Source organism: Bacillus massilinigeriensis (genome assembly GCF_900117315.1).
Classification (GTDB): domain Bacteria; phylum Bacillota; class Bacilli; order Bacillales; family Cytobacillaceae; genus Bacillus_BE; species Bacillus_BE massilionigeriensis.
Map to the genome: position 1 here is coordinate 2,714,464 of NZ_LT630337.1, position 24,130 is coordinate 2,738,593.

Annotated in this window: 27 protein-coding genes; 1 reads left to right on the top strand and 26 read right to left on the bottom strand. The window is 36.8% G+C overall.

The genetic code is table 11. The features are described 5' to 3' along the window. Positions 1 to 351: 351 nt before the first annotated feature. Genes BQ6100_RS13490 through BQ6100_RS13520 form a run of 7 tightly spaced genes read right to left on the bottom strand, consistent with a single transcriptional unit; the run spans position 352 to position 5,945 of the window. Positions 352 to 1,338, bottom strand: a complete 987-nt coding sequence (locus BQ6100_RS13490; protein WP_084780403.1) for a biotin--[acetyl-CoA-carboxylase] ligase — start codon at positions 1,336 to 1,338, stop codon at positions 352 to 354. Further along, on the bottom strand, positions 1,323 to 2,522 hold the full coding sequence (locus BQ6100_RS13495) for a CCA tRNA nucleotidyltransferase (protein WP_075982108.1): 1,200 nt from the start codon (positions 2,520 to 2,522) through the stop codon (positions 1,323 to 1,325). Before BQ6100_RS13495 ends, BQ6100_RS13490 begins: the two co-directional genes overlap by 16 nt. Then, positions 2,519 to 3,661 carry an N-acetyl-alpha-D-glucosaminyl L-malate synthase BshA gene (gene bshA, locus BQ6100_RS13500; protein ID WP_075982109.1) on the bottom strand — a complete coding sequence of 381 codons (1,143 nt, stop codon included), beginning with the start codon at positions 3,659 to 3,661 and terminating at the stop codon, positions 2,519 to 2,521. Before bshA ends, BQ6100_RS13495 begins: the two co-directional genes overlap by 4 nt. A gap of 1 nt (position 3,662) precedes the next feature. Continuing rightward, positions 3,663 to 4,373: a bacillithiol biosynthesis deacetylase BshB1 gene (gene bshB1 / locus BQ6100_RS13505; RefSeq protein WP_075982110.1), complete on the bottom strand. Its 711-nt coding sequence runs from the start codon at positions 4,371 to 4,373 to the stop codon at positions 3,663 to 3,665. Beyond that, positions 4,373 to 4,789 (bottom strand): methylglyoxal synthase, encoded by a 417-nt coding sequence (mgsA, locus tag BQ6100_RS13510; RefSeq protein ID WP_075982111.1) that lies wholly within the window; start codon positions 4,787 to 4,789, stop codon positions 4,373 to 4,375. Before mgsA ends, bshB1 begins: the two co-directional genes overlap by 1 nt. 14 nt (positions 4,790 to 4,803) lie before the next feature. Continuing rightward, positions 4,804 to 5,604 (bottom strand): 4-hydroxy-tetrahydrodipicolinate reductase, encoded by an 801-nt coding sequence (gene dapB, locus BQ6100_RS13515; protein WP_075982112.1) that lies wholly within the window; start codon positions 5,602 to 5,604, stop codon positions 4,804 to 4,806. Then, complete coding sequence (locus BQ6100_RS13520) at positions 5,601 to 5,945, bottom strand: nucleotide pyrophosphohydrolase (RefSeq protein ID WP_075982113.1); 345 nt, start codon at positions 5,943 to 5,945, stop codon at positions 5,601 to 5,603. The genes dapB and BQ6100_RS13520 overlap by 4 nt, the downstream gene beginning before the upstream one ends. A gap of 233 nt (positions 5,946 to 6,178) precedes the next feature. Here BQ6100_RS13520 and BQ6100_RS13525 point away from each other — a divergent pair, with 233 nt between their 5' ends. Then, positions 6,179 to 7,051 carry a YitT family protein gene (locus BQ6100_RS13525; protein ID WP_075982114.1) on the top strand — a complete coding sequence of 291 codons (873 nt, stop codon included), beginning with the start codon at positions 6,179 to 6,181 and terminating at the stop codon, positions 7,049 to 7,051. Between the two features lie 57 nt (positions 7,052 to 7,108). On the opposite strand, the gene BQ6100_RS13530 is transcribed toward BQ6100_RS13525, so the two are convergent. From BQ6100_RS13530 to hepT, 19 genes are all read right to left on the bottom strand, one after another. Beyond that, a complete protein-coding gene (locus BQ6100_RS13530; RefSeq protein WP_075983577.1) occupies positions 7,109 to 7,783 on the bottom strand; it encodes a zinc metallopeptidase in 675 nt (224 codons plus the stop codon). Between the two features lie 70 nt (positions 7,784 to 7,853). Next, positions 7,854 to 8,645, bottom strand: coding sequence for a sporulation protein YpjB (gene ypjB, locus BQ6100_RS13535; RefSeq protein WP_075982115.1), 792 nt, complete (start codon positions 8,643 to 8,645; stop codon positions 7,854 to 7,856). Between the two features lie 63 nt (positions 8,646 to 8,708). After that, positions 8,709 to 9,305 carry a lipoprotein heptaprenylglyceryl N-acetyltransferase LhaT gene (gene lhaT / locus BQ6100_RS13540; protein WP_075982116.1) on the bottom strand — a complete coding sequence of 199 codons (597 nt, stop codon included), beginning with the start codon at positions 9,303 to 9,305 and terminating at the stop codon, positions 8,709 to 8,711. Positions 9,306 to 9,436: 131 nt separating this feature from the next. Further along, a complete protein-coding gene (locus BQ6100_RS13545) occupies positions 9,437 to 10,210 on the bottom strand; it encodes a menaquinol-cytochrome c reductase cytochrome b/c subunit (RefSeq protein WP_075982117.1) in 774 nt (257 codons plus the stop codon). 51 nt (positions 10,211 to 10,261) lie between these two features. After that, positions 10,262 to 10,936: a menaquinol-cytochrome c reductase cytochrome b subunit gene (qcrB, locus tag BQ6100_RS13550; protein ID WP_075982118.1), complete on the bottom strand. Its 675-nt coding sequence runs from the start codon at positions 10,934 to 10,936 to the stop codon at positions 10,262 to 10,264. A 3-nt stretch (positions 10,937 to 10,939) separates the two neighbouring features. Then, a complete protein-coding gene (locus BQ6100_RS13555; RefSeq protein WP_075982119.1) occupies positions 10,940 to 11,449 on the bottom strand; it encodes a QcrA and Rieske domain-containing protein in 510 nt (169 codons plus the stop codon). A 157-nt stretch (positions 11,450 to 11,606) separates the two neighbouring features. Next, positions 11,607 to 12,068 carry a YpiF family protein gene (locus BQ6100_RS13560; RefSeq protein WP_075982120.1) on the bottom strand — a complete coding sequence of 154 codons (462 nt, stop codon included), beginning with the start codon at positions 12,066 to 12,068 and terminating at the stop codon, positions 11,607 to 11,609. Between the two features lie 110 nt (positions 12,069 to 12,178). Beyond that, positions 12,179 to 12,724: a ReoY family proteolytic degradation factor gene (locus BQ6100_RS13565; protein ID WP_075982121.1), complete on the bottom strand. Its 546-nt coding sequence runs from the start codon at positions 12,722 to 12,724 to the stop codon at positions 12,179 to 12,181. Between the two features lie 30 nt (positions 12,725 to 12,754). Next, positions 12,755 to 14,020, bottom strand: a complete 1,266-nt coding sequence (locus BQ6100_RS13570; RefSeq protein ID WP_075982122.1) for a tetratricopeptide repeat protein — start codon at positions 14,018 to 14,020, stop codon at positions 12,755 to 12,757. Positions 14,021 to 14,035: 15 nt separating this feature from the next. Beyond that, positions 14,036 to 14,938, bottom strand: a complete 903-nt coding sequence (locus BQ6100_RS13575) for a hypothetical protein (protein WP_075982123.1) — start codon at positions 14,936 to 14,938, stop codon at positions 14,036 to 14,038. 143 nt (positions 14,939 to 15,081) lie between these two features. Further along, positions 15,082 to 16,368, bottom strand: coding sequence for a 3-phosphoshikimate 1-carboxyvinyltransferase (gene aroA / locus BQ6100_RS13580; RefSeq protein ID WP_075982124.1), 1,287 nt, complete (start codon positions 16,366 to 16,368; stop codon positions 15,082 to 15,084). Positions 16,369 to 16,414: 46 nt separating this feature from the next. Continuing rightward, positions 16,415 to 17,521, bottom strand: a complete 1,107-nt coding sequence (locus BQ6100_RS13585; RefSeq protein ID WP_075982125.1) for a prephenate dehydrogenase — start codon at positions 17,519 to 17,521, stop codon at positions 16,415 to 16,417. 34 nt (positions 17,522 to 17,555) lie between these two features. Further along, a complete protein-coding gene (gene hisC, locus BQ6100_RS13590) occupies positions 17,556 to 18,656 on the bottom strand; it encodes a histidinol-phosphate transaminase (protein WP_075982126.1) in 1,101 nt (366 codons plus the stop codon). Between the two features lie 95 nt (positions 18,657 to 18,751). Next, complete coding sequence (gene aroH / locus BQ6100_RS13595) at positions 18,752 to 19,123, bottom strand: chorismate mutase (protein WP_075982127.1); 372 nt, start codon at positions 19,121 to 19,123, stop codon at positions 18,752 to 18,754. Continuing rightward, positions 19,120 to 20,214 (bottom strand): 3-dehydroquinate synthase, encoded by a 1,095-nt coding sequence (gene aroB / locus BQ6100_RS13600; protein WP_075982128.1) that lies wholly within the window; start codon positions 20,212 to 20,214, stop codon positions 19,120 to 19,122. Before aroB ends, aroH begins: the two co-directional genes overlap by 4 nt. Then, the gene (aroC, locus tag BQ6100_RS13605; RefSeq protein ID WP_075982129.1) at positions 20,214 to 21,386 is read right to left on the bottom strand and encodes a chorismate synthase; all 1,173 of its coding nucleotides are present in this window, start codon (positions 21,384 to 21,386) and stop codon (positions 20,214 to 20,216) included. The genes aroB and aroC overlap by 1 nt, the downstream gene beginning before the upstream one ends. A gap of 229 nt (positions 21,387 to 21,615) precedes the next feature. Then, the gene (locus BQ6100_RS13610; protein ID WP_075982130.1) at positions 21,616 to 22,389 is read right to left on the bottom strand and encodes a CheR family methyltransferase; all 774 of its coding nucleotides are present in this window, start codon (positions 22,387 to 22,389) and stop codon (positions 21,616 to 21,618) included. A gap of 174 nt (positions 22,390 to 22,563) precedes the next feature. Continuing rightward, positions 22,564 to 23,010: a nucleoside-diphosphate kinase gene (gene ndk, locus BQ6100_RS13615; protein WP_075982131.1), complete on the bottom strand. Its 447-nt coding sequence runs from the start codon at positions 23,008 to 23,010 to the stop codon at positions 22,564 to 22,566. 92 nt (positions 23,011 to 23,102) lie between these two features. Next, a complete protein-coding gene (hepT, locus tag BQ6100_RS13620) occupies positions 23,103 to 24,065 on the bottom strand; it encodes a heptaprenyl diphosphate synthase component II (RefSeq protein ID WP_075982132.1) in 963 nt (320 codons plus the stop codon). Positions 24,066 to 24,130 lie beyond the last annotated feature (65 nt).

Sequence of the window (24,130 nt, forward strand, 5' to 3'; positions counted from 1 at the left end):
AGCGAAAAACGTACATTCCGGAGAGGAGATAAAACTCAATTAATTCCAAAAATAAAAGGAATCCTCAAAAAAGCCAGAAGGATTCCTTAATCATATCATTAATTTGTTTCATCCCTCTGTCCCGGTCCATTTCTTGGATCTAGGCAGATATCATATCAGGTTTTAAAAAATATTCGGTGCAGTTCTATCAGGATACCGCCCATAAAAATTATACCAGATGGTTAGAATGGTTGCTATAAATACATAAAATTTGCACAATATATTTATTGAAGCCATTATAGTCCCATTTCTCGCTGTTTTCAATTCATATTCAGAAAATTTTTGAATTCACAGAAGGGCAAAGAATACAGTCTACTTTTCTTTTAGCTCAATATCAGCAGAATAGATTAAATGGATTTTACCATTTTCGTCCTCTAGCCTCAAAACTCCCTCATCAGTAATTCCTAAAGCTTTGCCCCTTAATTCACCTGTTAGTGTACGAGCAATGATTGTTCTTCCAATGCTTACCGCATAGCTTTCCCATAAGAGCTTAATTGGTTGAAATCCACTATTTAAATATAAAATATAGAGTTTTTCAAAATTAGTCAGAACAGCCCTAATTACATCAGCCCGATTTACTTCCGTCTTTTCCTCAATAGCAAGTGAGGTAGCAATTGCTTGAAGTTCATGTGGAAAATCATCAAGCTTTTGATTAACATTAATTCCTATTCCGATAATGATTGATTTAATACAATCGGCTTCCGCTTGAAGCTCTGTTAGGATACCTGTTACCTTTTTCCCATTTAATAATAAATCGTTAGGCCATTTAATTTGCGGTGAAAGTGATGTGACCTCTTCAATTGCTTGAACTACGGCAACAGCAGTTAATAAAGTCAACTGTGGAGCATTTTGAATAGGAATCTTCGGTCTAAGAATTAAGCTCATCCATGCACCGGTGTATTTAGGAGAATGCCAAGCTCGCTCCATTCTCCCTTTTCCGGAGAATTGCTCTTCAGCAATAACCATTGTCCCTTCTTTAGCACCATCATATGCTAAGCGTTGGGCAATCTTTTGGGTTGAATCGACCCGATCCTCATAATGAATATACTGACCGATAAACTGTGTTTTCAGGCCTAGTCTGATTTCATCAGCTGTTACATTTTTCGTCGTATTAATGATTCTATACCCTTTTCTCCTAACGGCCTCTAATTCGAAGCCTTCCTTTCTTAACTCTTCGATATGCTTCCATACTGCCGCTCTTGATATTCCCAATAAGTCCCCAATATATTGCCCAGATAAGTATTCTTCTTTGCTATTTGTAAAGGCATCAAGTAACTTCTTTCTCAACTCTGATTGCAACTTAAAAGCCACTCCCTTATTGACTCTTTCTTGTTTTCAATAATTTTATGTAACACTGCTTCTTCAATCAAAGACAATTTCTCTTTTATCCAAGGTCCCGCATCTGCCTGATACCAATTCATCAAGTCTCGTCCTGACACTACTAAATCTGAATGACATTTTATCGGGAGGCTTTTGTATACCTGATTAAGATGATTGATAGAAGTATTTACCTCATTTCCTGAAACTATATTAAAAACTCTTTCAACACTATTAAATACTTCTTCATTTGCGTGATATATAGACTCAATGGTCCATTCCTTTTTCAGTCGATTTTCTAACCAGTTTAAACATTTTTGAATCCAATGAATTCTTTTTACAGGAAATTTCCATTTTCTTAAAAATGGTTCCACATTCTTCCCATTTAATCCAAGTAAATGTGTTAATAAAAGCCAAATCTCATCTACATGAAGCTCATTAATTGTCATCTCACTTAGCTTTTCAATTTCTTGTTGATGAGAATGGAATCCTGGTAGAAATTGAAAAAGCCCACTTTTTAATAACAGTTTTAAAGCGCCATTACGATTCTGACCGGATAATAGTTTTTCAAATTCTACTAGTAGTCTTTCAACGGCTATTTTCTCCAGCAAATAACCATACTGAACTAAACCAGAAAAGGTGGCTGAGTCAATTTCAAAGCATAATTGGCTGCTAAATCGAAGAGCTCTCATCATTCTAAGAGCATCCTCTTTAAATCTCTCTTCTGCCATGCCTACTGTTTTAATCACTTTATCTTCAATCGCCTGTCTTCCGAAAAAGGGGTCGATGATATTTCCTGTTTTGTCCATAGCCATTGCGTTCATCGTAAAATCACGACGCTCTAAATCGGCAATTAAGGAACGGATAAAAACAACTTCCTTCGGTCTGCGATAATCCATGTATTCCTCTTCAGCGCGGAAGGTTGTTACCTCATAGGTTTCACCTTCAAAAATAACGACCACTGTTCCATGCTCTATTCCTACATCAATTGTCTTTGAAAAAATACTCTTAATTTCTGCCGGCGTTGCAGATGATGCAATATCGATATCTGTGATCTCTCTATCAAGCAAATAATCCCGAACGGAACCTCCAACAAAATAGGCCTCAAAACCATTAGCTTCAATTATCTCCAATAATGGAACGGCTTTTAGAAATGGTTGCTTCATTTTTTCTCTCCATTAAATAGGCGTAGGTAGATTTCCTCATATTGGCTAACAATCATATCTGCAAGAAATCTTTCATGGACAATTTTAATTGAGTTTGATGACATCTCTTGTAGCTTTTCATCATTCTCCAAAATGCTTAATGCCTTCCTTGAGATGGTATCGATATCACCAAGGGGACATAGATATCCGTTATACCCATCTTCAATTACTTCCGGAATTCCACCTATATTCGTACCGATACATGGAACCCCACATGCCATTGCTTCTAACGCAACAAGTCCAAAACTTTCTTTCTCCGACAGAAGGAGCATTAAGTCACTAATAGAATATAAGTCTTCCAAACTTTCCTGCCTTCCTAGAAGAAGCACCTTTTCTCTAAGTCCTAATTCGTCAATGAGATTGCAAACGACTGACATTTCAGGACCATCTCCGATTAAAAGTAGCTTAGCAGGAATTTGTTGAGAAATTTTATTAAATGCATGAACAACATCTGTTACTCTTTTTACCGTTCTAAAATTAGAGACATGGACGACTACCTTTTCTTCATCTGATATTTCAAATTCCTCTTTTAAATGCTGTGCATCTACCCTTTTGTACACTCTTTCATCAACAAAATTAAAAATTGGTTCAATTAGCTTATCAGGCTTTATTAAATCGTAGGTTTGGGCAATTAAAGAATTTGAAACAGCTGTGACGGCATCTGATTTCTCTATTCCAAAGCGGATTGCATCTGTTAGTGAATGATCATATCCCAAAACTGTAATATCCGTCCCATGTAAGGTAGTAACGATTTTTACATTTTTACCACTCATTTGTTTTCCTAAAATCGCGCAAACAGCATGCGGAATCGCATAGTGAACATGAAGTAAATCTAAATTCTCTCGATTAATAACCTCCGCCATCTTGCTTGCTAACGCAATATCATATGGTGGATACTGAAATACACTATATTGATTTACCTCCACTTGATGGTAATAAATGTTATGGTACATCTTTTTCAATCTAAATGGGAGACTGGAGGAAATAAAGTGAATTTCATATCCACGTTCAGCAAGCATCTTTCCTAGCTCTGTTGCCACAACACCTGATCCGCCAACCGTTGGATAACAGGTAATTCCTATCTTTAACTTTTTATTCATTTTATACTCCTAATAAATCTTTATTAACAAGAAACGGCTTCTTCAGCTTAAACCCCTCGGCAAATGGAATGCCAACCTCAGTGCCAAATAATCGTTCTCTTGCCTTCACAGTTTCTATATATCCATTGACTAAAGGGGTATCGAAGCTATTCTTCACTCTCATGAATTGGCTTTTATAGGCATTAAGAGATGAAATCTTTTCATCCATAAAATCTGTTACATCAATGACAAAATCAGGCTTATGAAAGCCGTTAATCATATAATAGTAAAGACTTGTTACGCGGTGAGGCTGAAGCTCTTCCTCATCCTCGAATTTTTTTATGCCTGCAGAAAAGATGGCCTCCTCGACAAGGCGTGTGCAATTGCCGTGATCAGGGTGTCGGTCCTCTGGATAGGGTACAAAAACCACTTGTGGGCGATATTTTCTAATGACATTTACGATTTTACGAATGGCTTTATCGTTCAATAAAAGTCCTCTGTCAGGCAAATCTAGTGTTTCCCTAACCTTCACACCAAGTATCCCTGCTGATTCTTTTGCTTCTTTTTTTCGGGTTTCAACATCTCCGTTGGAAGAAAGCTCAGCATGGGTTAAATCGCAAATTCCTATTACCTTTCCTTGAGAAGAATATTTTGCGATAGTTCCTGCCATACCAATTTCAACATCATCTGCATGGGCTCCGAAGGCTAGAATATGTAAGTTCTCCATGTTCATCAACTTTTTTCACCACTATTTTCTCGAATAACTTCTCGCCAGGATAGATCTCCCCTTTGTAATCCCTTTATTAACACTTCAGCAGTGCCCATATTTGTTGCTAGTGGCACCGAATACACATCGCAAAGACGAATAAGAGCAGAGACATCTGGCTCATGAGGCTGAGCGGCTAATGGATCTCGTAAAAAAATAACTAAATCCATTTTATTCTTGGCGATTCTCGATCCTATTTCTTGATCCCCACCTAGCGGACCTGATTGAAAGCGATGGACGGATAAACCCGTTGCTTCAATTATTTTAAGACCAGTGGTTCCAGTTGCATACAAGGAGTGTTTTGATAAGATTTTCTTATAAGCTATAGCAAACCGAACAATATCATCTTTTTTTCTGTCATGTGCAATTAATGCGATATTCATAAACTTAGCCCCTTTTATTCAAGTATGTTTTCTAGCCCGTAAACAAGTGTGTCAAGATTTAATACTGTATCTACTGAAAGCTTAACACCTGACATAAATGATGCGCGGTTATAGGAGTCATGTCGGATAGTTAATGTTTGACCATCAGAGCCAAATAATACTTGTTGATGCGCTACTAATCCTGGTAATCGCACTGAATGGATATGCATCCCATCAAATTTTGCTCCTCTTGCACCATTGATGGTTTCCTTTTCATTTGGATGGCCTTGACCTTTACTTTCTCTAACTTCACCAATCATTTCAGCTGTTTTTATGGCTGTACCGGATGGCGCATCTAGTTTTTGGTCATGATGTAACTCGATGATTTCAATATCTTGGAAGTATTTTGCTGCCATTTGTGAAAATTTCATCATAAGTACAGCTCCAATTGCAAAATTTGGAGCAATGATACAGCCTAATTGTTTTTCTTCACAAATAGCTCTTAATTCATCTAAATTTTCCTTTGTGAATCCAGTGGTCCCGACAACAGGTCTTACTCCATATGTAAGAGCAGTCTTCGTATGATGCATTCCTATCTCTGGCGTTGTTAAATCAATTAATACATGTGCCGACACATTTTGAAAACAGGTTTCTATATTGGAGTACACAGGCACCTCAATATTGTGAAATCCCTCTAGATCACTTAACTTTTTTCCATCATTTTTATAATCAATGACAGCAACTAATTGATAGTTTTCTGTTTTTAATACCATTTGAACAGCTTCTCTTCCCATCTTTCCTCTCGGCCCTGCTACAACAACCTTTACCTTATTCATGATTTTCCTTCTTCCCCATCAATTCTTGTCCAACGGTTTTTGTCTCTCGTGTTGAATTTGTGCATCACTCTGTCATGTGCTTCCTCTAAATCGATATTTAAAGAATTCGCAAAACATATAGTAACAAATAACAAATCTCCTAGTTCATCTTCTATCTCTTTTTCCTCTTCAGTCGTCTTTTTGGGCTTTTCTCCATAATAGTGATTGACCTCTCTTGCTAATTCGCCTAACTCCTCCGTCAATCTTGCTAGCATCGCCAAGGGGCTAAAATAGCCTTCTTTAAATTGACTAATATACTTATGTACTTCGTTTTGCATTTCCTTCATGGTTTTTTCTGACATATTCATCACCTTACTATTATCATGTATAGTTCATGGGTACAATGAAGTAGAAAAGAATGGGTATTTCCCTTTCATGTTAGCTAAATATAATTATTATTACAAATATTTTCATTAAATGAAAGTGAGATCTCTTTCTTTTAAAAAATAGTGGATCCCGTCGTGTTGCCATTGCTATTTTTGTGCATTATAATAAATTAGCTCATTTTCATATTGTCGGAAAGAGAGGAAATTTTATGATATTTGGTATTCGATTGAAAAATACATTTTTTATTCTAATAGGAGCTGCGATTTTAGCATTTGGTCTTGTGCATTTTAATATGCAAAACAAATTAGCAGAAGGTGGATTTACTGGTATTACTCTACTTCTCTTTTTCCTTTTTAAATGGGATCCTTCCTATACAAATTTAATTTTGAATATACCTTTGTTTTTTGTTGGGTGGAAACTATTAGGTAAATCAACCTTTATATATACGATTATTGGAACTGTAAGTGTGTCCATTTTTTTATGGATCTTTCAAAGATATTCCTTTGAAATGCCTCTATATGATGATCTCATGTTAGCTGCTCTCTTTGCTGGCATTTTTATTGGAATTGGACTTGGTGTAATCTTTCGATTTGGCGGTACTACCGGCGGAGTGGATATCATTGCGCGGCTAACACACAAATATTTTGGCGTGAGTATGGGAAAAACGATGTTTATTTTTGACTTTTGCGTCATCGTTCTTTCATGGATTTTTTACTTATCCTATCGTGAAGCAATGTATACTTTAGTCGCCGTTTTTATCGGTGCAAGAGTAATTGATTTTATGCAAGAAGGTGCTTATGCTGCAAGAGGGGCAATGATTATATCAAACAGTAACGAACAAATTGCTGCGAAAATCATGGAGGAGATGTATCGAGGAGTTACCGTTCTCAAGGGATACGGATCCTTTACAAAGGAAGAACGAGAAGTATTATATTGTGTGGTTGCAAAGAACGAAATTGTTCGATTAAAAAATATTATCCATTCTATTGACCCACACGCCTTTGTATCAGTAACTATTGTTCATGATGTCCTTGGTGAAGGCTTCACATTGGATGAAAACAAAATGCCGATTGAAAGGTGATCATTTGATTTATTATATGAAGAAAGAGCCTGAATTTATCATCAGGCTCTTTCTTTATTAATCTTCATCACCTTGCATGCCAGTAAATATTAAAACTAAACGAAGTAACTCTAGAACCGCAACTGCCGCAGCGGCTACATAGGTTAATGCAGCGGCATTTAATACCTTACGGGTTTCTCTTTCTTCATCGTTTCGAATGATTCCTAGGGATACCACTTGATCCATCGCACGATTAGATGCATTAAACTCCACCGGAAGAGTGACGACCTGAAATAATACAGCGGCAGCCATAAATACAATTCCTAGTAAGAGCATTCCGCTTAATTGAGCAAAAATCCCAATCATAATCAAAATCCAAGATAAATTTGAACCTAAATTTGCCACAGGAACAAGGGCATGTCTGAATCTAAGGAAGGCATAATCCTGTTGATCCTGAATAGCGTGTCCACATTCATGAGCAGCAATGGCAGCAGCGGCTACAGAATGGCTATGATAATTTCCTGTTGATAGACGAACGGTTTTCGTACGCGGGTCATAATGATCTGTTAAATGTCCTCTAACTTCTTCTACACCTACATTGTAAAGCCCATTATCATCAAGAATTTTTCTAGCAACTTCCGCTCCTCTTAAATATGAAGAGGAAGCAACTTTGGAATACTTATTGTATGCTCCTTTAACCTTAATCTGAGCCCAGATTGGAACCAAAATGATGATAGCGAAATAAACTAGCATAATCACGTAAGCAAAATCCTCCTTAAACACCATTGATTGATTCTATTCTATTCATTATACAAAAATGTTGTCAATCTTTTTGTCCTCTAGATCGATTTCTAGCCTTTTCTCTTTGTCCCCTATATTTTTTCCATCCTACATAGGTTAATGTAACAATAATGATACTTCCAGTTGAAATCATAACCCACCAAAGTGAAGGATCAGCATCGTCTTCGGAAACTTGTGTAAATATTTGATGGAGATCAGATTCCAATAATTCTAACTCTTTCTGGCTAGTAGAGGATTCAATTACTTGTGAACGATAATGGTCGATATAATTTATTCTAGCTTCTAGCTTTTGAATCCGTTCCGCTTCAATATCCAGCTTGATACTTGGGTATATCAGCTCATATTGGGACAAAAAAGAATTTAGCTCCGAATGAAAGGTTTCAATGTCCTTTTTCTTGGCCGCCTTTCTTACTTCACCAACCGTCTGCATAATGGAATCCTCCATTTCTGCCCACATCGGTTGATATTCAGAGTTCAAAGCATCCATTATTAATCTAAATTTTGTCACCTTTTTTATTCTTTCCTCTTTCATCATATCCACGCCAGTTGTTGCCTCTAACGCCTCATCATAGAAAAAAGTCACCATTCTTAATTCATCCATAGTTAATGAATGTTCTCCCTTTATCGTCTCAAATTGATTGGAGAAATATTGAAGTAACTTTTGGGCATCCTCGTATCTTTCAGATTTAACCATTTGAAGCGACTCATCTGAAATACGATCCAATTTTTCAATAGGTGATGTAGTTTCTGCTTCAGCTGATAATGGAATTAGTAGTAGTATAATTAAAGCAAATATGGCATACTTTGCTCTCATCCTTGTCCCCCCTCTAATTACTATTAAATGTTATGAGTGGATGGACAAGGTTAGACCATTATTCTAATATTTCATATGAAGTTGAAATCTATTTTTTCTTAATGAAAAATAATATGTAATTCCAATGGAACATATACTTAACCAAAAGGTAAAGTAGCCTATGTTATGTATGTAAGAATGGAGTACTTGGTATCGTGGAAGCATAAAAAATACGTAATCAATGACATCATTATGTAATGTCCAAACACTTGCAACAACAAGATGCCATCGTTTCATCCGATAGAATGGAGCATAGAGAAGGCCCTGTATCGCCATCGCCCCATGAGAAATCATAAGCATGTAGCCAGTCCAGTCTAATTCTCCTGTAACCTTAAGAACTAGAAGATTCATCACTACCGCCCAAATTCCGTATTTAAATAAAGTAACAATTGCAAATGCCTCTATGAGAGGCCAATTCCTTTTTAATAAAAAGGCAATCAATACGAAGACAAAAAATAGGCTTGCAGTAGGACTATCTGGAACAAAGGGCAAAAAGATTGCCGGTGTCTCAGCTAGCTGCCATCCATACCAATAGTAACCATAAATGGTTCCAATCACATTAACAATCAAAAGAAGCCATAAAATATTTCTATTTGATAAAAAAGCATAAATCCAATTCATATCATTCCTCGTCTTTCTGCAATTATTTAACAAAACTATTATTTGTATTCTACCAAAATATATTAATAATGTATCAAAAATTTAAAATAACAAAAAAGCTGACGAAAAAATTCGTCAGCTTCTCAAACATGTTATTTACTTTTTACAGAAGAAATAAATTCAGCAAGCTTTTGTAATTCTTCATCAGTGCCTTTAAAGACGCCAGCTGGCATTGTTTTAATACCCTCTTTAGCTATCTTAGAAATTTCTTCAGGTTTTAATCCATTGTCAACAAGCGAAGGTGCTGCAGCACCACCTTGAAGATTATCACCATGACAAGCTAGACAGCCTTGTTTATCATAAATTTGATAGCCTTCAGATTTTGTGTCTATTTCAGCTTCTGCAACAATTTTCCCTTGTTCTTTAGCAGCTGCCCAGTCATGGTTAACTACTGATTGCCAAGTTAAGAATGTGATTGCAGCAAGTGCTAATAGCATAAAGCCAGTTGCAAATGGTCGTTTAGATGGACGGCGTTCAGGTCCTCTATCAATAAATGGAGCCAATAATAATGCTCCGAAAGCAAGACCAGGAATAACAAGTGCCCCTATTAAATTATATGGACCAGATGCATACGTATATTTAAGTAATTGATATAAGAATAAGAAATACCAGTCTGGCATTGGAATATAAGCTGTGTCACTCGGATCAGCGATTTTTTCCAGTGGTGATGGATGAGCAATCGTTAAACATAAAAATCCGATTAAGAATACCGCACCAACCATCCATTCCTTTAAAAGGAAGTTAGGCCAGAAAGCTTCCGTTTTGCCTGGATATTCCGAATAATCTTTTGGAATATTTGGCTTACGATGTTGAAGTCCAGGTACACGTGAATCACCTACAAACTTCATCCCTTTTCCTCGATGCATTTAGCAATCCCCTCCTTCTTATCGAAGTTATTAAGTTAGTAAATTTAAATTTTACAATGGTCCGGAAATTCCTTGTTTACGGATCATCATAAAGTGGGCAGCCAATAACGCAAACAATGCAGCAGGTAAGAAGAATACATGGATTGCAAAGAAACGTGAAATGGTTTGTGCCCCAACGATATCAGGTGAACCCGCAATTAGTGTTTTCAAATATGGTCCAATTAATGGAACAGAATCGATAATGTTAAGTGTAACCTTTGTTGCGAATAGCGCTTTCATATCCCATGGTAATAAATAACCTGTAAGACCAAGAGCTAGCATGATGAAGAAAATTAAAACCCCAACAATCCAGTTAAGTTCACGAGGTTTTTTGTATGCGCCCTGGAAGAAAACGCGTAACGTATGTAAAAACATCATTACGATAACTAAGCTAGCACCCCAGTGGTGCATGCCACGGACGATTTGTCCAAAAGCAACTTCATTTTGTAAATAATATACTGATTCCCAAGCATTTTTTATATCTGGAACATAGTACATTGTTAGGAACATTCCAGATAAAATTTGAATTACCGTGATGAAAAATGTAAGACCACCGAAACAGTAAACGAATGCAGAAAAGTGATGCGCAGGGTTTACATGTTCAGGAACTTCATGGTCTGCAATATCGCGCCACAAAGGCGTAATATCTAAACGTTCATCAACCCAGTCATAAAGTTTGTTTAACAAGATCTACGCCCCCTTTCGCGGTTCTGCTTTTCTACCTAAAGCTAAGAATCCATCCACTTCTTTTAACGGATAGACATCAAGTGGTGCAATTGGTGGTGTACCTGCAACGTTCGTACCATCCTTTGTATAAAGACCACCATGGCACGGACAATAGAAGTGTTCTGGATTTGCTTTGTCTTCATTCCAGTTAACCGTACATCCCAAATGCTTACACACAGGAGATAATGCAACAATGTCACCATTATCACTCTTATATACCCATGCAGTACTTGTTACATCTGATTCATACCAAGCATCAACTTGTGTAAAAGTAAAGTCAACCCGTGTCGGTTCAGCTGTTATATCAGAAATTTTCTTATCAGTTGTAACAAAATCTCCACTTGCATCTGCCTTTAATACAGGATCAACTGCAAACCGAACCATTGGCATTAGCATTCCAGCAGCCATGAAACCGCCTACACCAGTAAGTGTATAGTTAAGGAATTGACGTCTTGAAACACGTTGTTTACTCATTCATTTCCCCCCCCTATTTCTAAAGTTGAGTCCAACGGACATAATTCAACACATTATAAAACTAGGACATAACCATGATATATCAACTTTTATACAAGGTCAATACGCTACTGAGATGAAAACATGGCAAGGTTGTGTCAAAATAATCAAAAAATTATCAATCCTTCTGCCAATTTTGAATAATAAGCTGTAACAATTGTGTCACTTGATTTTCTAAAATGGTTCTTTTATACTTTTCATCCATGCTCTCTAAGGGGATAGAAGGCAACCAAATAAGCGAACCCTTCAACTGATTCTCCACCGCTTTCCAGTCACTGTCTGAGGTAATAAAGAAAATATGTTTAAATCCGTTGCTTTGGAATTGCTCCTCCCATTCATGTAAATCAGCCACTAGCTTGTCCGTTTCATTGCTTTTCAAATAATTAAATCCTTGTAGTAGAAGCATTCTTCCTTTAAATTGCTTTTCTAATTGAGGAGCTAATAAAGTAATAAATTCCCCCATCCCAACAACTTGCTTCATATCCTCCCCAAATGATACAGGGAGCAACGGTAATACAACGGTATCAACATATTCTCTTGCATTCATAAATACATCAATATCCTTTGAGTCCCACCTCAAAAACAATCACTCCTGTCAATCGAAAATGTCTTTCATTATGTTCATCATAACACATTCATCCTTTTAGAAATAAGAGCAAAATAAAAAGCCTGCTAAAAAGCAAGCTTACATTAATTATTCCCTAAATCACTCAATTGTTTAGCTAAAACTAGGAAGGCTTCCTTATCATTCCTATCTAGTGCTTCATCAATTAATCTGAGCAATTTCTCTCTTTGAAATGTTTCAATACTTTCGCTAAGAAGTCTTTCAGCTAAGATTTTGTCCTTATCACTTATCTGAAGATTTTTTGGCATATAGGGATTATCTTCTAGCACTGCAGCATATTGGTGCGCTAGGTTGGAGGCGTGAAAATTCAGCTGAATATAAATCTCCTCATCCCTATTAAGACGAATGTCATGGAAGGATTTTTCCGCATCGGTTGTCATCACGTTTTCTTTATAAAATCGAAAAGGCACTTCATCGACACAATGCGTGCTCATCACAAGACCACGAGGACAATAACCAGCATGCTCAACAAAATGGACCTTCTCCATTAATTGATCATGACTCATTAAATAATTTAAAATCCACACACATTCTCGTCTTTTTAATTGATAATGATTAAGGAACCAGCGTATGAACTCCTTCTTCTCGTTGACAGATACAGGGGTAGCCACCTTAGATTCCCTCCTCTGCATACAACTTTTTTAATTAAAGTCATCTGAAATTCTTTGTAGAATATCTAGATATTCCTCATTGCTAGAATCTAATTGAAGTAGTTTCTTAAAGATTTCGGCAGCCTCATGTCTTTCTCCTTCTTCAATTAAAAAATAACCGAAATCTTTTAAAAACTCTGGTTGGTTCTTAAAATAAGTATATGCAAGACGGTATTTGTTTAATGACTGTGAATATTGTTCCATGTTTTGATATGATATTGCCGCGTCCCAAAGAAGCTGAGGCTCTCCTTCCCCGTTTTTATTCATTTCATCCACTATTTCAATGACATCCTCAAATCTTTCCTGGCTGAGCAATAGTTTATTTAATGTTATAGCAGCTTCAATAAATTCAGGATCTAGTGCAAGGGCTTCCCTGAACATCTTTTCTGCCTGTACTTCATTCCCTAGCTTTAATGCAATTTTCCCACCATAAAAGAACAAATCCTTATTAAATTCATCCTGCCTGATTCCTTCTTTTATTGCCTCAAAGCTTGAGGCTAATTCCTCTTCCCGTTCGTACGCCTTCGCTAAATATAGATAAAGAGAATGATACTCTGGGTCTAAAACCTTAAGCTCCTCGAATTTTTCAATCGCTGTTTTATTGTAACCAGCTTGTAATGCGGTAAATGCATAGCTGAACAAGGTGTTAATTTCCAATTTTTCTTCTATTGCCCTTTCAAAATATGGTAAAGCTTCTTCAAAGGCTCCACCTGCACTATAGGCTTCCCCTAATCTCTGATTAACATTGACACCAGCAATTTCACTTTTGGCCTGCAGCACCTTTTGATAAGAATGAATAGCCTCTAAAAACTTCCCTTGTTCAGAGTAAAGCTCACCAAGTGCAAAATCGATAATGACGTCATCCTTAACAATTTCTTTTGCCTCAAGTAGTTTTTGTTCACTTACCTCATATAGTCCTTCCATTTGATAAAGGTCTGCTAATAATAAAAGGGCCTCAGGATAGCTTGGGTCATTTTTCTTGATTCCATCTAGGATTCCAATTGCTTTATCCTCATCACCTAATTCTATGTAAGTTTCAGCTAAAAGAACGATTAATTCCCCTTCCTCAGGATAAGATTCTAGCAACCGTTCAAATAATGACCTTGCTTCCTCTAAAAAACCATAGTGAAATAGCTCCTCAGCTAAAACAAATTTTTCGTCATTTGATCCAACCTGTAGAATCTGCTCATATTTTTTCAGAGCCTCCTGATGCTGACCATTTTCTATCAATGAAATAATTTTATTTATCCGGTCCATAACAATTCCTTTCTACTAATCCGTATTGAAGATTGAAGGGGTTTTAATGGTAACATGTTCTCCAAATCCTGGGCGAAACAAAACCTCTTCCCCTGATCTAATAATTGTTCCTTTATGAACAGTAATAATCAATCTATGTTTATGATAAAGAAATAACTCCAATTCTTCAATCTTTCTGACTTCACGGGCATTTTTATAAAAATTATAGCTTACCTCTCCGCCCTGATTCAGAAATGACTTTAATGGATAGATACCAATCTTTTTTAAGATATCTAGTTGAATCGGGAGCTTTTCCATCAACTCATCAAAAATCCCCGGAATCCTCTCTTTCTTTAAGATTTCCACCCATATGGTTTTCGCTTGTTGCTTCTCTCTACTATTCATATCAATAAAAATTGGAGCTAAGGGACAATTATATGGGAACAAGGCCTCTTTAATCCAACCCCACGGAGTTTTCCTTAAATCTTCTATATTTTTTATTTCAACAAAGATCACAGGGATTTTCATTTTTTTACATTTTCTGATTAAGGTTGGAGTTAATAATCTCTGGGGTATCTTAATACCAAGGATATAATCAATAGGGCTATTTAGAAGCTTTATTTTCATCTCTTTGTAGCAAGACTCAAATAAGTATTCATGATCTACTTTGAAGTAGGTTAAAAACGTGGTACACCCATTTTGAATCATTTCCTTAATAAAATAGTTTTTCATGAAAGGAAAGGATTCGTCAAGTGGAATTTGAGTGTCTAAAGTAATATGAGGAGGAGTCATGATAAATGATTCGGCATTCATTTTCATATATGTGTATCTATTAAAGTCTGGTCTTATAGCTGCAATTTTTTCATTTTTAATGAGTAAAGAAGTCTTTTCAAGACTATTGCTTTTTAAGAGATTTACATTTTCAATGATATAAGTCATAAAACCACTCCCATTCGGTCTTATGACAAGCTATGAAAAAAAACAAAAATTATTCCTTATAATGAAAATAAAGGAACCAAGCACCACATCAATATATCTAGTTTCAAAAATTGATTCTAGATATTTATGTGGTGCCGCGCACCTTACAGTAGGCTGTTAAGATGGTCGAAGAAGTTTGGGTAAGATACAGAGATTGCTTCTTTGTTTTCAAGATAGACCGTTTCTTTACTAATAAGGGAAGCAACTGCTAGCATCATGCCGATTCGATGATCCCCATGGCTTGACACCTCACCGCCAGATAGTGATTGATTGCCATAAATAATCATTCCATCACTAGTAGCCTCGATATTAACTCCAAGCTTAGTAAGTTCATTCACTACCGTATCAATTCGGTTGGTTTCCTTGACCTTTAATTCTTCGGCATCCTTGATTATGGTTGTTCCTTCTGCTTGGGTTGCAAGAAGTGCAATGACCGGTATTTCATCTATTAACCGAGGAATTAAATCTCCTTCAATGACCGTACCCTTCAATTGGGAGGAACGAATCGTTATGTCTCCACAAGGCTCAAAAATTTCATTCTTATTTATTTTCACAGAAAAATCTGCACCCATTGCCTCAAGTACATCCATAATACCAGTCCGTGTAGGATTGAGGCCAACGTTCAACAAGGTAATTTCACTGTTTGGCACAATAGCCCCTGCGACTAGAAAAAAGGCTGCTGAAGAAATATCTCCAGGAACATTAATATGTGTACCTGTAAGAGTTTGCCCACCATCTAGCTCTACTATTTTTCCCTCGACCTTTATCTCTCCGCCAAATTTCTTAATCATCCGTTCCGTGTGATCCCTTGTTTTTGCAGGCTCAATGATGGTGGTCTTTCCTCTGGCCTGTAGACCGGCAAATAATAAAGAAGACTTAACCTGGGCACTTGCAACTGGCAATTGGTATTCAATCCCCTTTAATTCACCCCCACGAACTGATAATGGTGTGAATTTCCCTTCCTGTCTGCCATCAATCAAGGCTCCCATTTCCCTTAAAGGTTTTGTCACCCTTGTCATAGGTCTCTTTCCTATTGAATGATCTCCTACAAGACTAGAAAAAAATGGCCTTCCAGATAAAATACCTAGCATTAATCGGATGGTTGTCCCCGAATTCCCAACATCTAATACCTCTATTGGTTCTGTTAAACCTTCTAAACCCTTCCCCTCAATGGTGACTTCACTATCGTTTTGAATAATCTTAACCCCGAGCTTACGAAAGCAGGAAATGGTACTTAAACAATCATCCCCCAAAAGGAAATTGCTTACGGTTGTTTTCCCATGAGCGATTGCTCCGAACATGATAGAGCGATGGGAGATTGATTTATCACCAGGAACAGAGATTACTCCAGTTAATTTATTAATATTTGAAATAAGTTCTTTTCTTTCCACACGAATCCCCCTCTAAAAGTATTTTCCACGAGTTGTCTATAAGAAGTTATGGCTCCATAGAGGTTTCATAATTGGAATAGTGCCTAATGCATTGATCAGCCCTCATGCGATCCTCTTCGGTTTGGAAGCTGATAACAAGGGCACCAATAATATCTTCTCTCGTCTCAAGAATACGTATGTTTACGATACTTATTTTTTCTTTTGCTAGGAAGCCTGTTATTTCTGAGATAATCCCTGGGTAATCGGGAATATCTACGAATAAATCATAAAAGGCTGGAATTGCGCCTTTTTCCTTTTGTGGTAATTCATCGCGAAATTGTTTTGCCTGGTTAAAGTATTGAAAAATCGCATCCTCATTCTCAGCCTCGAGCATACAAGTGATTTTTTCCATCTCTTGCTGCCATTTTTCTAACAGGTCTAGTAGTACACTCTTATTATGTAGAAGTATATCCTTCCACATGGCAGGACTACTAGAGGCAATTCTTGTTATGTCGCGAAACCCTCCGGCTGCAAGTCTAGAAACAAGCTTTTTATCCTGACTAGTTTGTTCTGCTTGGTGTACAAGGGATGCGGCAATCACATGAGGAAAATGACTGATTACCCCGGTCAAATAATCGTGCTCCTCAGGTGATAAGATTAAAAATTTTGCATTAGTCCCTATTAACCAATTCTTTAAAAGCTCAACCTTTGAAGGCTGAATATCTACTTCAGGTGTTAATAAATAAAACGCATTCTCAAATAAGATTGATTTTGCAGCGCTCACACCACTTTTATGCGAACCAGCCATTGGGTGCCCGCCAATAAAAGTAACCCCTTTATCCTTTAAACATTTCGATGCTTTGACAATTTCCGTCTTTGTACTTCCCGCATCAGTAACAATTACATCCTTCTTTAAAGGAATGGAACAAAGAAGATCGAGTATTTTTACAGCCTCATTCACGGGTGTTGAAATAATAATTATGTCGGCCTCTTTAGCCCCTTCTTCAATGGTTTGTGCAATCGTATCAATGACGCCCAACATTTTTCCAAGCTTACATTGTTCACTATTAATATCATATCCTATAACAACAGATTCCTTATGCTCCTTCTTAATGCAAAGAGCAATAGAACCTCCGATTAAACCTAACCCTATGACAAAAACTCGACCCTTCAAGGGAAAACACCCACTTTATTTTTACATAGCAACTTTAAGAAAGCGCCTTAATATGTGATAAATATTCCTTTAACATGTTTAACAAACCATCATTTTGTTCCTTCGATCCGACGGTAATTCTTACGGCAGTTGGGAAGCCTAATGCATTCCCAGAACGAACGATATAGCCTCTTTCTAACAAATATTGAAACACTTCATTTCCTTGCCTATTAAAATCAATTAATATGAAATTAGCTTGTGAAGGGTAGTATTTCAATCCGTTTTCCTCACAAAAATCATAAAATTGCTGAAGTCCTTCTCGATTTGTTTTTCTACAAAACTCAACAAAATCTTGATCCTTTATAGCTTGAGCTGCAACCATTTGACCTAGTGTATTGGTGTTAAAAGGCCCCCTTGCAGGTTCTAATGATAGGATTACCTCAGGATTACTTACACCGTAGCCAACTCGGAAGCTGGCTAAGCCATAAATTTTTGAGAAGGTTCTTAAAACAATTAAATTTTCAAACACATCAATTAAATCAATGGAGTTATAGTAATCGTCTGCGACGACATACTCATAGTAAGCCTCATCAAGTACCACCAAAGTCGTTTTAGGTACCTTGTTTAAAAATGAAATAAGTCTTTCTTCAGGGATATAGGTTCCTGTTGGATTATTTGGGCTACAGAGCCAAACCACATTTGTTCTATCATCTATAGCATCCAACATTTTATCTAAATCATGTTCACCATTAATTAATGGAATTTCTCTAATCTCCCCTGCACCATCGATAATCGCATTATGCTTATATTGAGAAAAGGTTGGAGAAGCCATTACTGTGTTATATTTCGGGTCGAGTAGAGCTCTTGAAATCATTGAAATAATTTCATCCGATCCGCAGCCAAAAATCAATTGATTAGGATTCACATGTAAAAATTCAGCTAAATCCGAACGAATATCTGTCGCATATCCATCTGGATATTTTTCAAAATCCCCTGCATTCATTAATACTTCTTTAACTTTTTTCGAACATCCAAACGGGTTCTCATTTGAAGCAAGCTTTGTTATTTCCTTTAATCCATATTGTCGCTTGACCTCTCCAATTGTTTTTCCTGGCTGGTATGGAGTTAAGGTTAATAATTGTTCTTTCCATCTCATTTGATTTTCCACCTCATTACAGAGCTTATTCGATATCAATTTAAAGCGCTAAAGTATTTTTATTTTACCATACCTATCAAAAATCGGCGAATCTTTTATTCATTTTCTAGTTTTAAATCAGGCCGTAAGCCCATTGCACCCTCTTGGTACACATGTTGTATTTCTTTTTGAGTTTGAAAGGTATTTACATGAGCCATAATGCGAATACATTGTTTTAGTGAAGCTTCAACAGGGATCTCACGCATGCACATGACTGGTACGTAGGTCCAGCCTTCAAGCGATCGAATGGCTTTCGCTGGAAAAGCTGCTGTAATATCCTCCGTTACTGAAATGAATACGGATGCTACATTATCTGGTTCTATTTTATTTTTTTCAATCATTTCCTTGATAAGTTTTTCAGTCGCATGCACAATCTCCTGTTCTGAATTCTCCGTAACCGTTGTTGCGCCTCTAATACCTCTAATCATTTACTAACCCCCTTTGCTTGAAATTCCTCAAGCTTTTTCAAAAGTAGGGTGTCCTCAATTTCTTCAATCTTTGGAACACCGATTTTTTCTAACAGGACAAAACGGACCTTTTGCCCAATCGATTTTTTATCTAATTTCATTCTGTTCAATAGCCTTTGGGAATCCAATTGCTCTGGCAAATCAGTCATAAAGCCCAATTTATTCAACCAATCCACTAACTCTTTTGTATGAAATGAAAAATCTAGGAGATCACGGCTTAATTGAATGGCAAATATCATCCCAATCGCCACTGCTTCCCCATGAGTAATACGGCCATATCCAAGTTCTGCTTCAATGGCATGACCCAGAGTATGTCCTAAGTTAAGGTAGGCGCGAACTCCAGTTTCTTTTTCGTCTTCTGAGACAATAGACCCTTTGATTTTCATTCCTTGAGAAAGAAAATAGGATAAATGCTCAGATGATAGTGTTTCCAATGAATCGATATGAGTGAGTAACCAATCGTAAAATTCTTCATCATTAATAAGGGCTTCTTTGACTACCTCTGCAAAGCCTGACCTCTTTTCAACTAACGGCAAGGACTCTAGGAAGTCTAAGTCGTAAATAACAGCCTCAGGTTGGTGAAACACTCCTATCAAATTCTTTCCTAATGGATGATTAATGGCCACCTTGCCACCAACAGCGCTATCATGAGCAAGGATTGTCGTTGGAATTTGAATGAAAGGTATACCTCGCATAAAAGTTCCTGCTACAAAGCCACTGACATCACCAACAGCCCCCCCACCAAGGGAAAGTATCATCGACTTTCGATCTAATTTCTGTTCTAGGGCGAAGGTCAATAGTTGATAATAGATGTCAAATGTTTTTGCCTTTTCACCACTAGGAACAACATAAGAGATAACAGAATCAAAGTCGGCCATTTTTTCTTCAAAAGTCGATAGATGTAATTTTGCTATATTTTCGTCAGTTATGATCAGTAATTTGGTTACACTTGGAAAATTCTTTTTAAGAAAAGGAGCTAATTTATCACTAGCTCCATGATCGATTATCGTTGGATATTGCTTTGATTGTGTATGAATGGTAAAAGTATTCATCAAAATTCCCTCGCATATTGACGTTGTTGATCAATGGTTTGCTTTAAAGTTTCGAATCTATCGGAATAAAATTGTTCAACGAGAGCTGAAGCTAATTCCCAAGCAACAACACTCTCCGCTACCACTGCAGCAGCTGGAACAGCACAGCTATCTGATCTCTCAATACTTGCTGCAAAAGGTTCCTTCGTTTCGATATCTACGCTTTGAAGTGGCTTATATAATGTTGGGATTGGTTTCATAACTCCTCTGACAATAATCGGCATTCCAGTGGTCATTCCACCTTCAAAGCCTCCTAAACGATTAGTTTTTCTAGAATAGCCTACTTCCTTCTCCCAAATAATTTCATCATGAACCTCACTGCCGGGTTTTCGAGCAGCTTCAAACCCAATGCCAAATTCTACTCCTTTAAATGCGTTTATACTGACTATGGCCCCAGCAATCTTTGCATCTAGCTTTCGATCATAGTGAACATAGCTGCCAACTCCAGCAGGCATGCCCTCCACAATCACTTCAACAATGCCTCCGATTGAATCACCATTATTCTTTGCGTCATCAATCGCCTTCATCATTTCTTGTTCTGCTTCCTTATCTAAACAACGGACAGGGGAGGCTTCAGTTATTTCCTGCACCTCTTTTAGAGAGTTGTATGTATGTACCTTTGACTGAACCCCCCCGATTTCTACTACATGTGAAGCAACCTGTATCCCTAATAATGCTAAAAGCTTTTTGGCTACAGCACCAGCAGCCACTCGTACGGTTGTTTCTCTGGCTGAAGATCTCTCCAAGACGTTTCTCATATCTCGATGTCCATACTTCATTGCCCCATTCAAATCAGCATGTCCAGGTCGAGGTCTAGTAATCTTCCGCTTTATTTCCTCTTCTTCATCTGAATTAATAGGATCCTGACCCATAATTTTCGTCCAGTGCTTCCAATCATTATTTTGAACTATTAGTGAAACAGGGGAACCTAATGTATATCCATGTCGAATTCCACCTGTCATTTGAACCAAATCTTTTTCAATTTGCATTCTTCGGCCTCTACCATGCCCTTTTTGTCTTCTTAATAGTTCCGTATTAATATCTTCAGTTGTTAATGGCATCCCAGCAGGAAGACCTTCTATAATTGTTGTTAACTGGGGTCCATGGGACTCACCGGCTGTTAAATATCGCAAAACTCTTTCCCCCTTCAACCTATTAAAGGATTATGTATCAATATATCATATGAAATAAAATAAAAATAGTAAAGATTGAAAATTCGAATCCTTCCCAGAAGCTTTTATAGTTGATTGTTGCCATTTTATCATGTTATGGATTAACGACCAACTAAGGAAGTAAATATATTTTTACAAACAACGAAGACTCATTGAAAGAAAAAAGAGCCTCATTCGGCTCTTTCTAGGATTATATTTTGCGATAAAAAAAGGTATCTTCTGTTTCAAATTGATATAATCCCGGATTAAAAATTTGCTCAGTACTGCCTACAAAAAAGATTCCTCCAGGCTTCAGAGCTGAACTGAACTTTTTATACAACCCATCTTTTGCCTCTTCTGTAAAATAGATTAATACATTTCGACATACTATGAGATCAAACGGACCACCAAAGGAATCTGAAAGGAGGTTTTGCTTTTTAAAGGTGACGGCTTTCTTAATATCTTCTGTAACCTTATAAAAGCTCCCATCCTGAAGAAAATATTTTCTCTTTATATCCATTGGGACTTCATTTAAAGAACGTTCTGGATATATGGCCTTTTTTGCACGACATAAAACATTTTCATCAATATCTGTTGCTAGTATTTCAATTTGTGAAATAGGTAAAAATTTACTTAAAATCATGGCAATAGTATACGGTTCTTCACCGGTTGAACATGCTGCGCTCCATATTTTTAAGCGCTTATTTTTTTCAAGTAGCCTTGGGAGAATTTTCTTCTCGAGCACCTCCCATCTTTTCGCATTTCGATAAAATTCCGAAACATTGATCGTCATGCGGTCTAAAAACTCATTTAGTAGCTCCTTGTCCTTACTGATTTCATTAAAAAAGTCTTGAAATGAACGAAATCCCTTTTTTTCGTATAAAGAGGTTAATCTTCGTTTCATTTGTGCTTCTTTATATTGAGATAAATCAATTCCTGTTTTCTTCTTTATGTTATTGATAAATAGTTGATAATCATCAGCCATTTGTATTACTTCTCCTCTAGTTTGATATGCATTATGTCAATTATATCGAATTAATGGAATCTCGTACCGTTTTTTATTTTTGTTTCAAAAATTTGTCATTCTCTTTTTTCAAGTATCGGCGTATCCGTTTACAAAAAAATACTTGTACAAGTGTACAAGTATTTTTCAATTTCTTTAGTAAACCCACTCACTAATAAGTTTTGAGTAGTCGACTAATTCTTCTTGTTGAAAGAATAAGTTGATTTCTCTTTCAGCACTTTCTGGTGAGTCTGAACCATGAATGACATTTTTTCCAACGGTTGCAGCGTAATCTCCACGAATGGTTCCTGGTGCTGCGTCCTTTGGATTGGTAGAACCCATCATTAGGCGTGCTGTTGCAATAACATTTTCCCCTTCCCAAACCATTGCAAACACTGGACCTGAAGTAATAAAGTCTACTAATTCGCCAAAGAAGGGACGTTCTTTATGCTCGCCATAATGTTGCTCTGCTAATTCATTGGAGATGCTCATTAATTTAGCACCAACAAGACGAAAGCCTTTCTTTTCAAATCGTGCAACAATTTCACCAATTAGATTGCGTTGTACCCCATCTGGTTTTACCATTAAAAAAGTTTTTTCCATTTATCCCACTCCTAATGACACTATGTATATGGATTGTATTTCATTAACAGTCCACGAAAATATTATCATTGTTTAGAAAATTTAGCAATATCCTAAAATTTTCGCTTGCCGATAAAATTCGCAATATCCCTTAGTGCACGTTTTGCTTTGTTTTGTGGGAGTTCTTCAACTATTCTTAAAGCCTTATTTAAATAATGATCACTAACAGCCATTGACTTTTCAATCACATCAGACTGTTTAATCAAAGAGATGATACGATCCATCTCACTTCGAGAAGTGTTTTCATGAACCTTACATATCTCCTCTCGAAGAATGGGATCCTCCATTGCATATAGAACAGGCAGGGTAATATTCCCTTGTAATAAGTCTCCACCAGCAGGTTTCCCTAACTCTTTTTCTGTTCCTGTAAAATCAAGAATATCATCAATAATTTGATAGCTCATGCCGACATAATATCCAAACTGAAATAATTTCTTCTGAACCCTCTCATCCACATCAGCCGCTATCGCTCCTAATCTACAGCTAGCAGCAATAAGAAGAGCCGTTTTACGTTTTATTCTTCTAAAGTAATCTCTAATATTCTGATCAAATCTGTATTTATCTTTTATTTGCTCAATCTCGCCAATCGTTAACTCAACCATTGTATTTGACAATATTTTATGTGCGTCGGGATTCTTAATTTCTGTCATTAATTCTACCGCTCTTGCAAAAATATAATCTCCCGTATACATAGCCACTTTATTATCCCACTTGGTATTAATAGTAGGTCTGCCACGTCTAAGTTCTGCATCATCAATAACATCATCATGAACAAGGGAAGCCATATGAATCAGTTCAAGTGCAACAGCAACATTCTTAATCTTATTAATATCATACTGGCCAAATTTTCCAGATAGTAATACAAAAATAGGGCGAATTCTTTTCCCGCCCGCTTGTAATAATTGCAAGGATGCTTGATGTAGAATTGGCGACTCAGCATGAATCGTTTCTTCGAGTGATTTTTCAATTATATTTATATCTTGATTTAAAAATGATAACATCATTTGTAATTTCATATGACTTCACCCTGATTAAAAAAATCCTTTACATTACGTACGTTATAATGGATTCCTGACTATTT

Bases quoted from the DNA above. Each gene is read 5' to 3' on its own strand.
- BQ6100_RS13495 (WP_075982108.1), bottom strand. From the start codon at position 2,522: ATGAAGCAACCATTTCTAAAAGCCGTTCCATTATTGGAGATAATTGAA.
- bshA (WP_075982109.1), bottom strand. From the start codon at position 3,661: ATGAATAAAAAGTTAAAGATAGGAATTACCTGTTATCCAACGGTTGGC.
- bshB1 (WP_075982110.1), bottom strand. From the start codon at position 4,373: ATGAACATGGAGAACTTACATATTCTAGCCTTCGGAGCCCATGCAGAT.
- mgsA (WP_075982111.1), bottom strand. From the start codon at position 4,789: ATGAATATCGCATTAATTGCACATGACAGAAAAAAAGATGATATTGTT.
- dapB (WP_075982112.1), bottom strand. From the start codon at position 5,604: ATGAATAAGGTAAAGGTTGTTGTAGCAGGGCCGAGAGGAAAGATGGGA.
- BQ6100_RS13520 (WP_075982113.1), bottom strand. From the start codon at position 5,945: ATGTCAGAAAAAACCATGAAGGAAATGCAAAACGAAGTACATAAGTAT.
- BQ6100_RS13525 (WP_075982114.1), top strand. From the start codon at position 6,179: ATGATATTTGGTATTCGATTGAAAAATACATTTTTTATTCTAATAGGA.
- BQ6100_RS13530 (WP_075983577.1), bottom strand. From the start codon at position 7,783: ATGCTAGTTTATTTCGCTATCATCATTTTGGTTCCAATCTGGGCTCAG.
- ypjB (WP_075982115.1), bottom strand. From the start codon at position 8,645: ATGAGAGCAAAGTATGCCATATTTGCTTTAATTATACTACTACTAATT.
- lhaT (WP_075982116.1), bottom strand. From the start codon at position 9,305: ATGAATTGGATTTATGCTTTTTTATCAAATAGAAATATTTTATGGCTT.
- BQ6100_RS13545 (WP_075982117.1), bottom strand. From the start codon at position 10,210: ATGCATCGAGGAAAAGGGATGAAGTTTGTAGGTGATTCACGTGTACCT.
- BQ6100_RS13555 (WP_075982119.1), bottom strand. From the start codon at position 11,449: ATGAGTAAACAACGTGTTTCAAGACGTCAATTCCTTAACTATACACTT.
- BQ6100_RS13570 (WP_075982122.1), bottom strand. From the start codon at position 14,020: ATGGACCGGATAAATAAAATTATTTCATTGATAGAAAATGGTCAGCAT.
- BQ6100_RS13575 (WP_075982123.1), bottom strand. From the start codon at position 14,938: ATGACTTATATCATTGAAAATGTAAATCTCTTAAAAAGCAATAGTCTT.
- hisC (WP_075982126.1), bottom strand. From the start codon at position 18,656: ATGAGATGGAAAGAACAATTATTAACCTTAACTCCATACCAGCCAGGA.
- aroH (WP_075982127.1), bottom strand. From the start codon at position 19,123: ATGATTAGAGGTATTAGAGGCGCAACAACGGTTACGGAGAATTCAGAA.
- aroB (WP_075982128.1), bottom strand. From the start codon at position 20,214: ATGAATACTTTTACCATTCATACACAATCAAAGCAATATCCAACGATA.
- BQ6100_RS13610 (WP_075982130.1), bottom strand. From the start codon at position 22,389: ATGGCTGATGATTATCAACTATTTATCAATAACATAAAGAAGAAAACA.
- ndk (WP_075982131.1), bottom strand. From the start codon at position 23,010: ATGGAAAAAACTTTTTTAATGGTAAAACCAGATGGGGTACAACGCAAT.
- hepT (WP_075982132.1), bottom strand. From the start codon at position 24,065: ATGAAATTACAAATGATGTTATCATTTTTAAATCAAGATATAAATATA.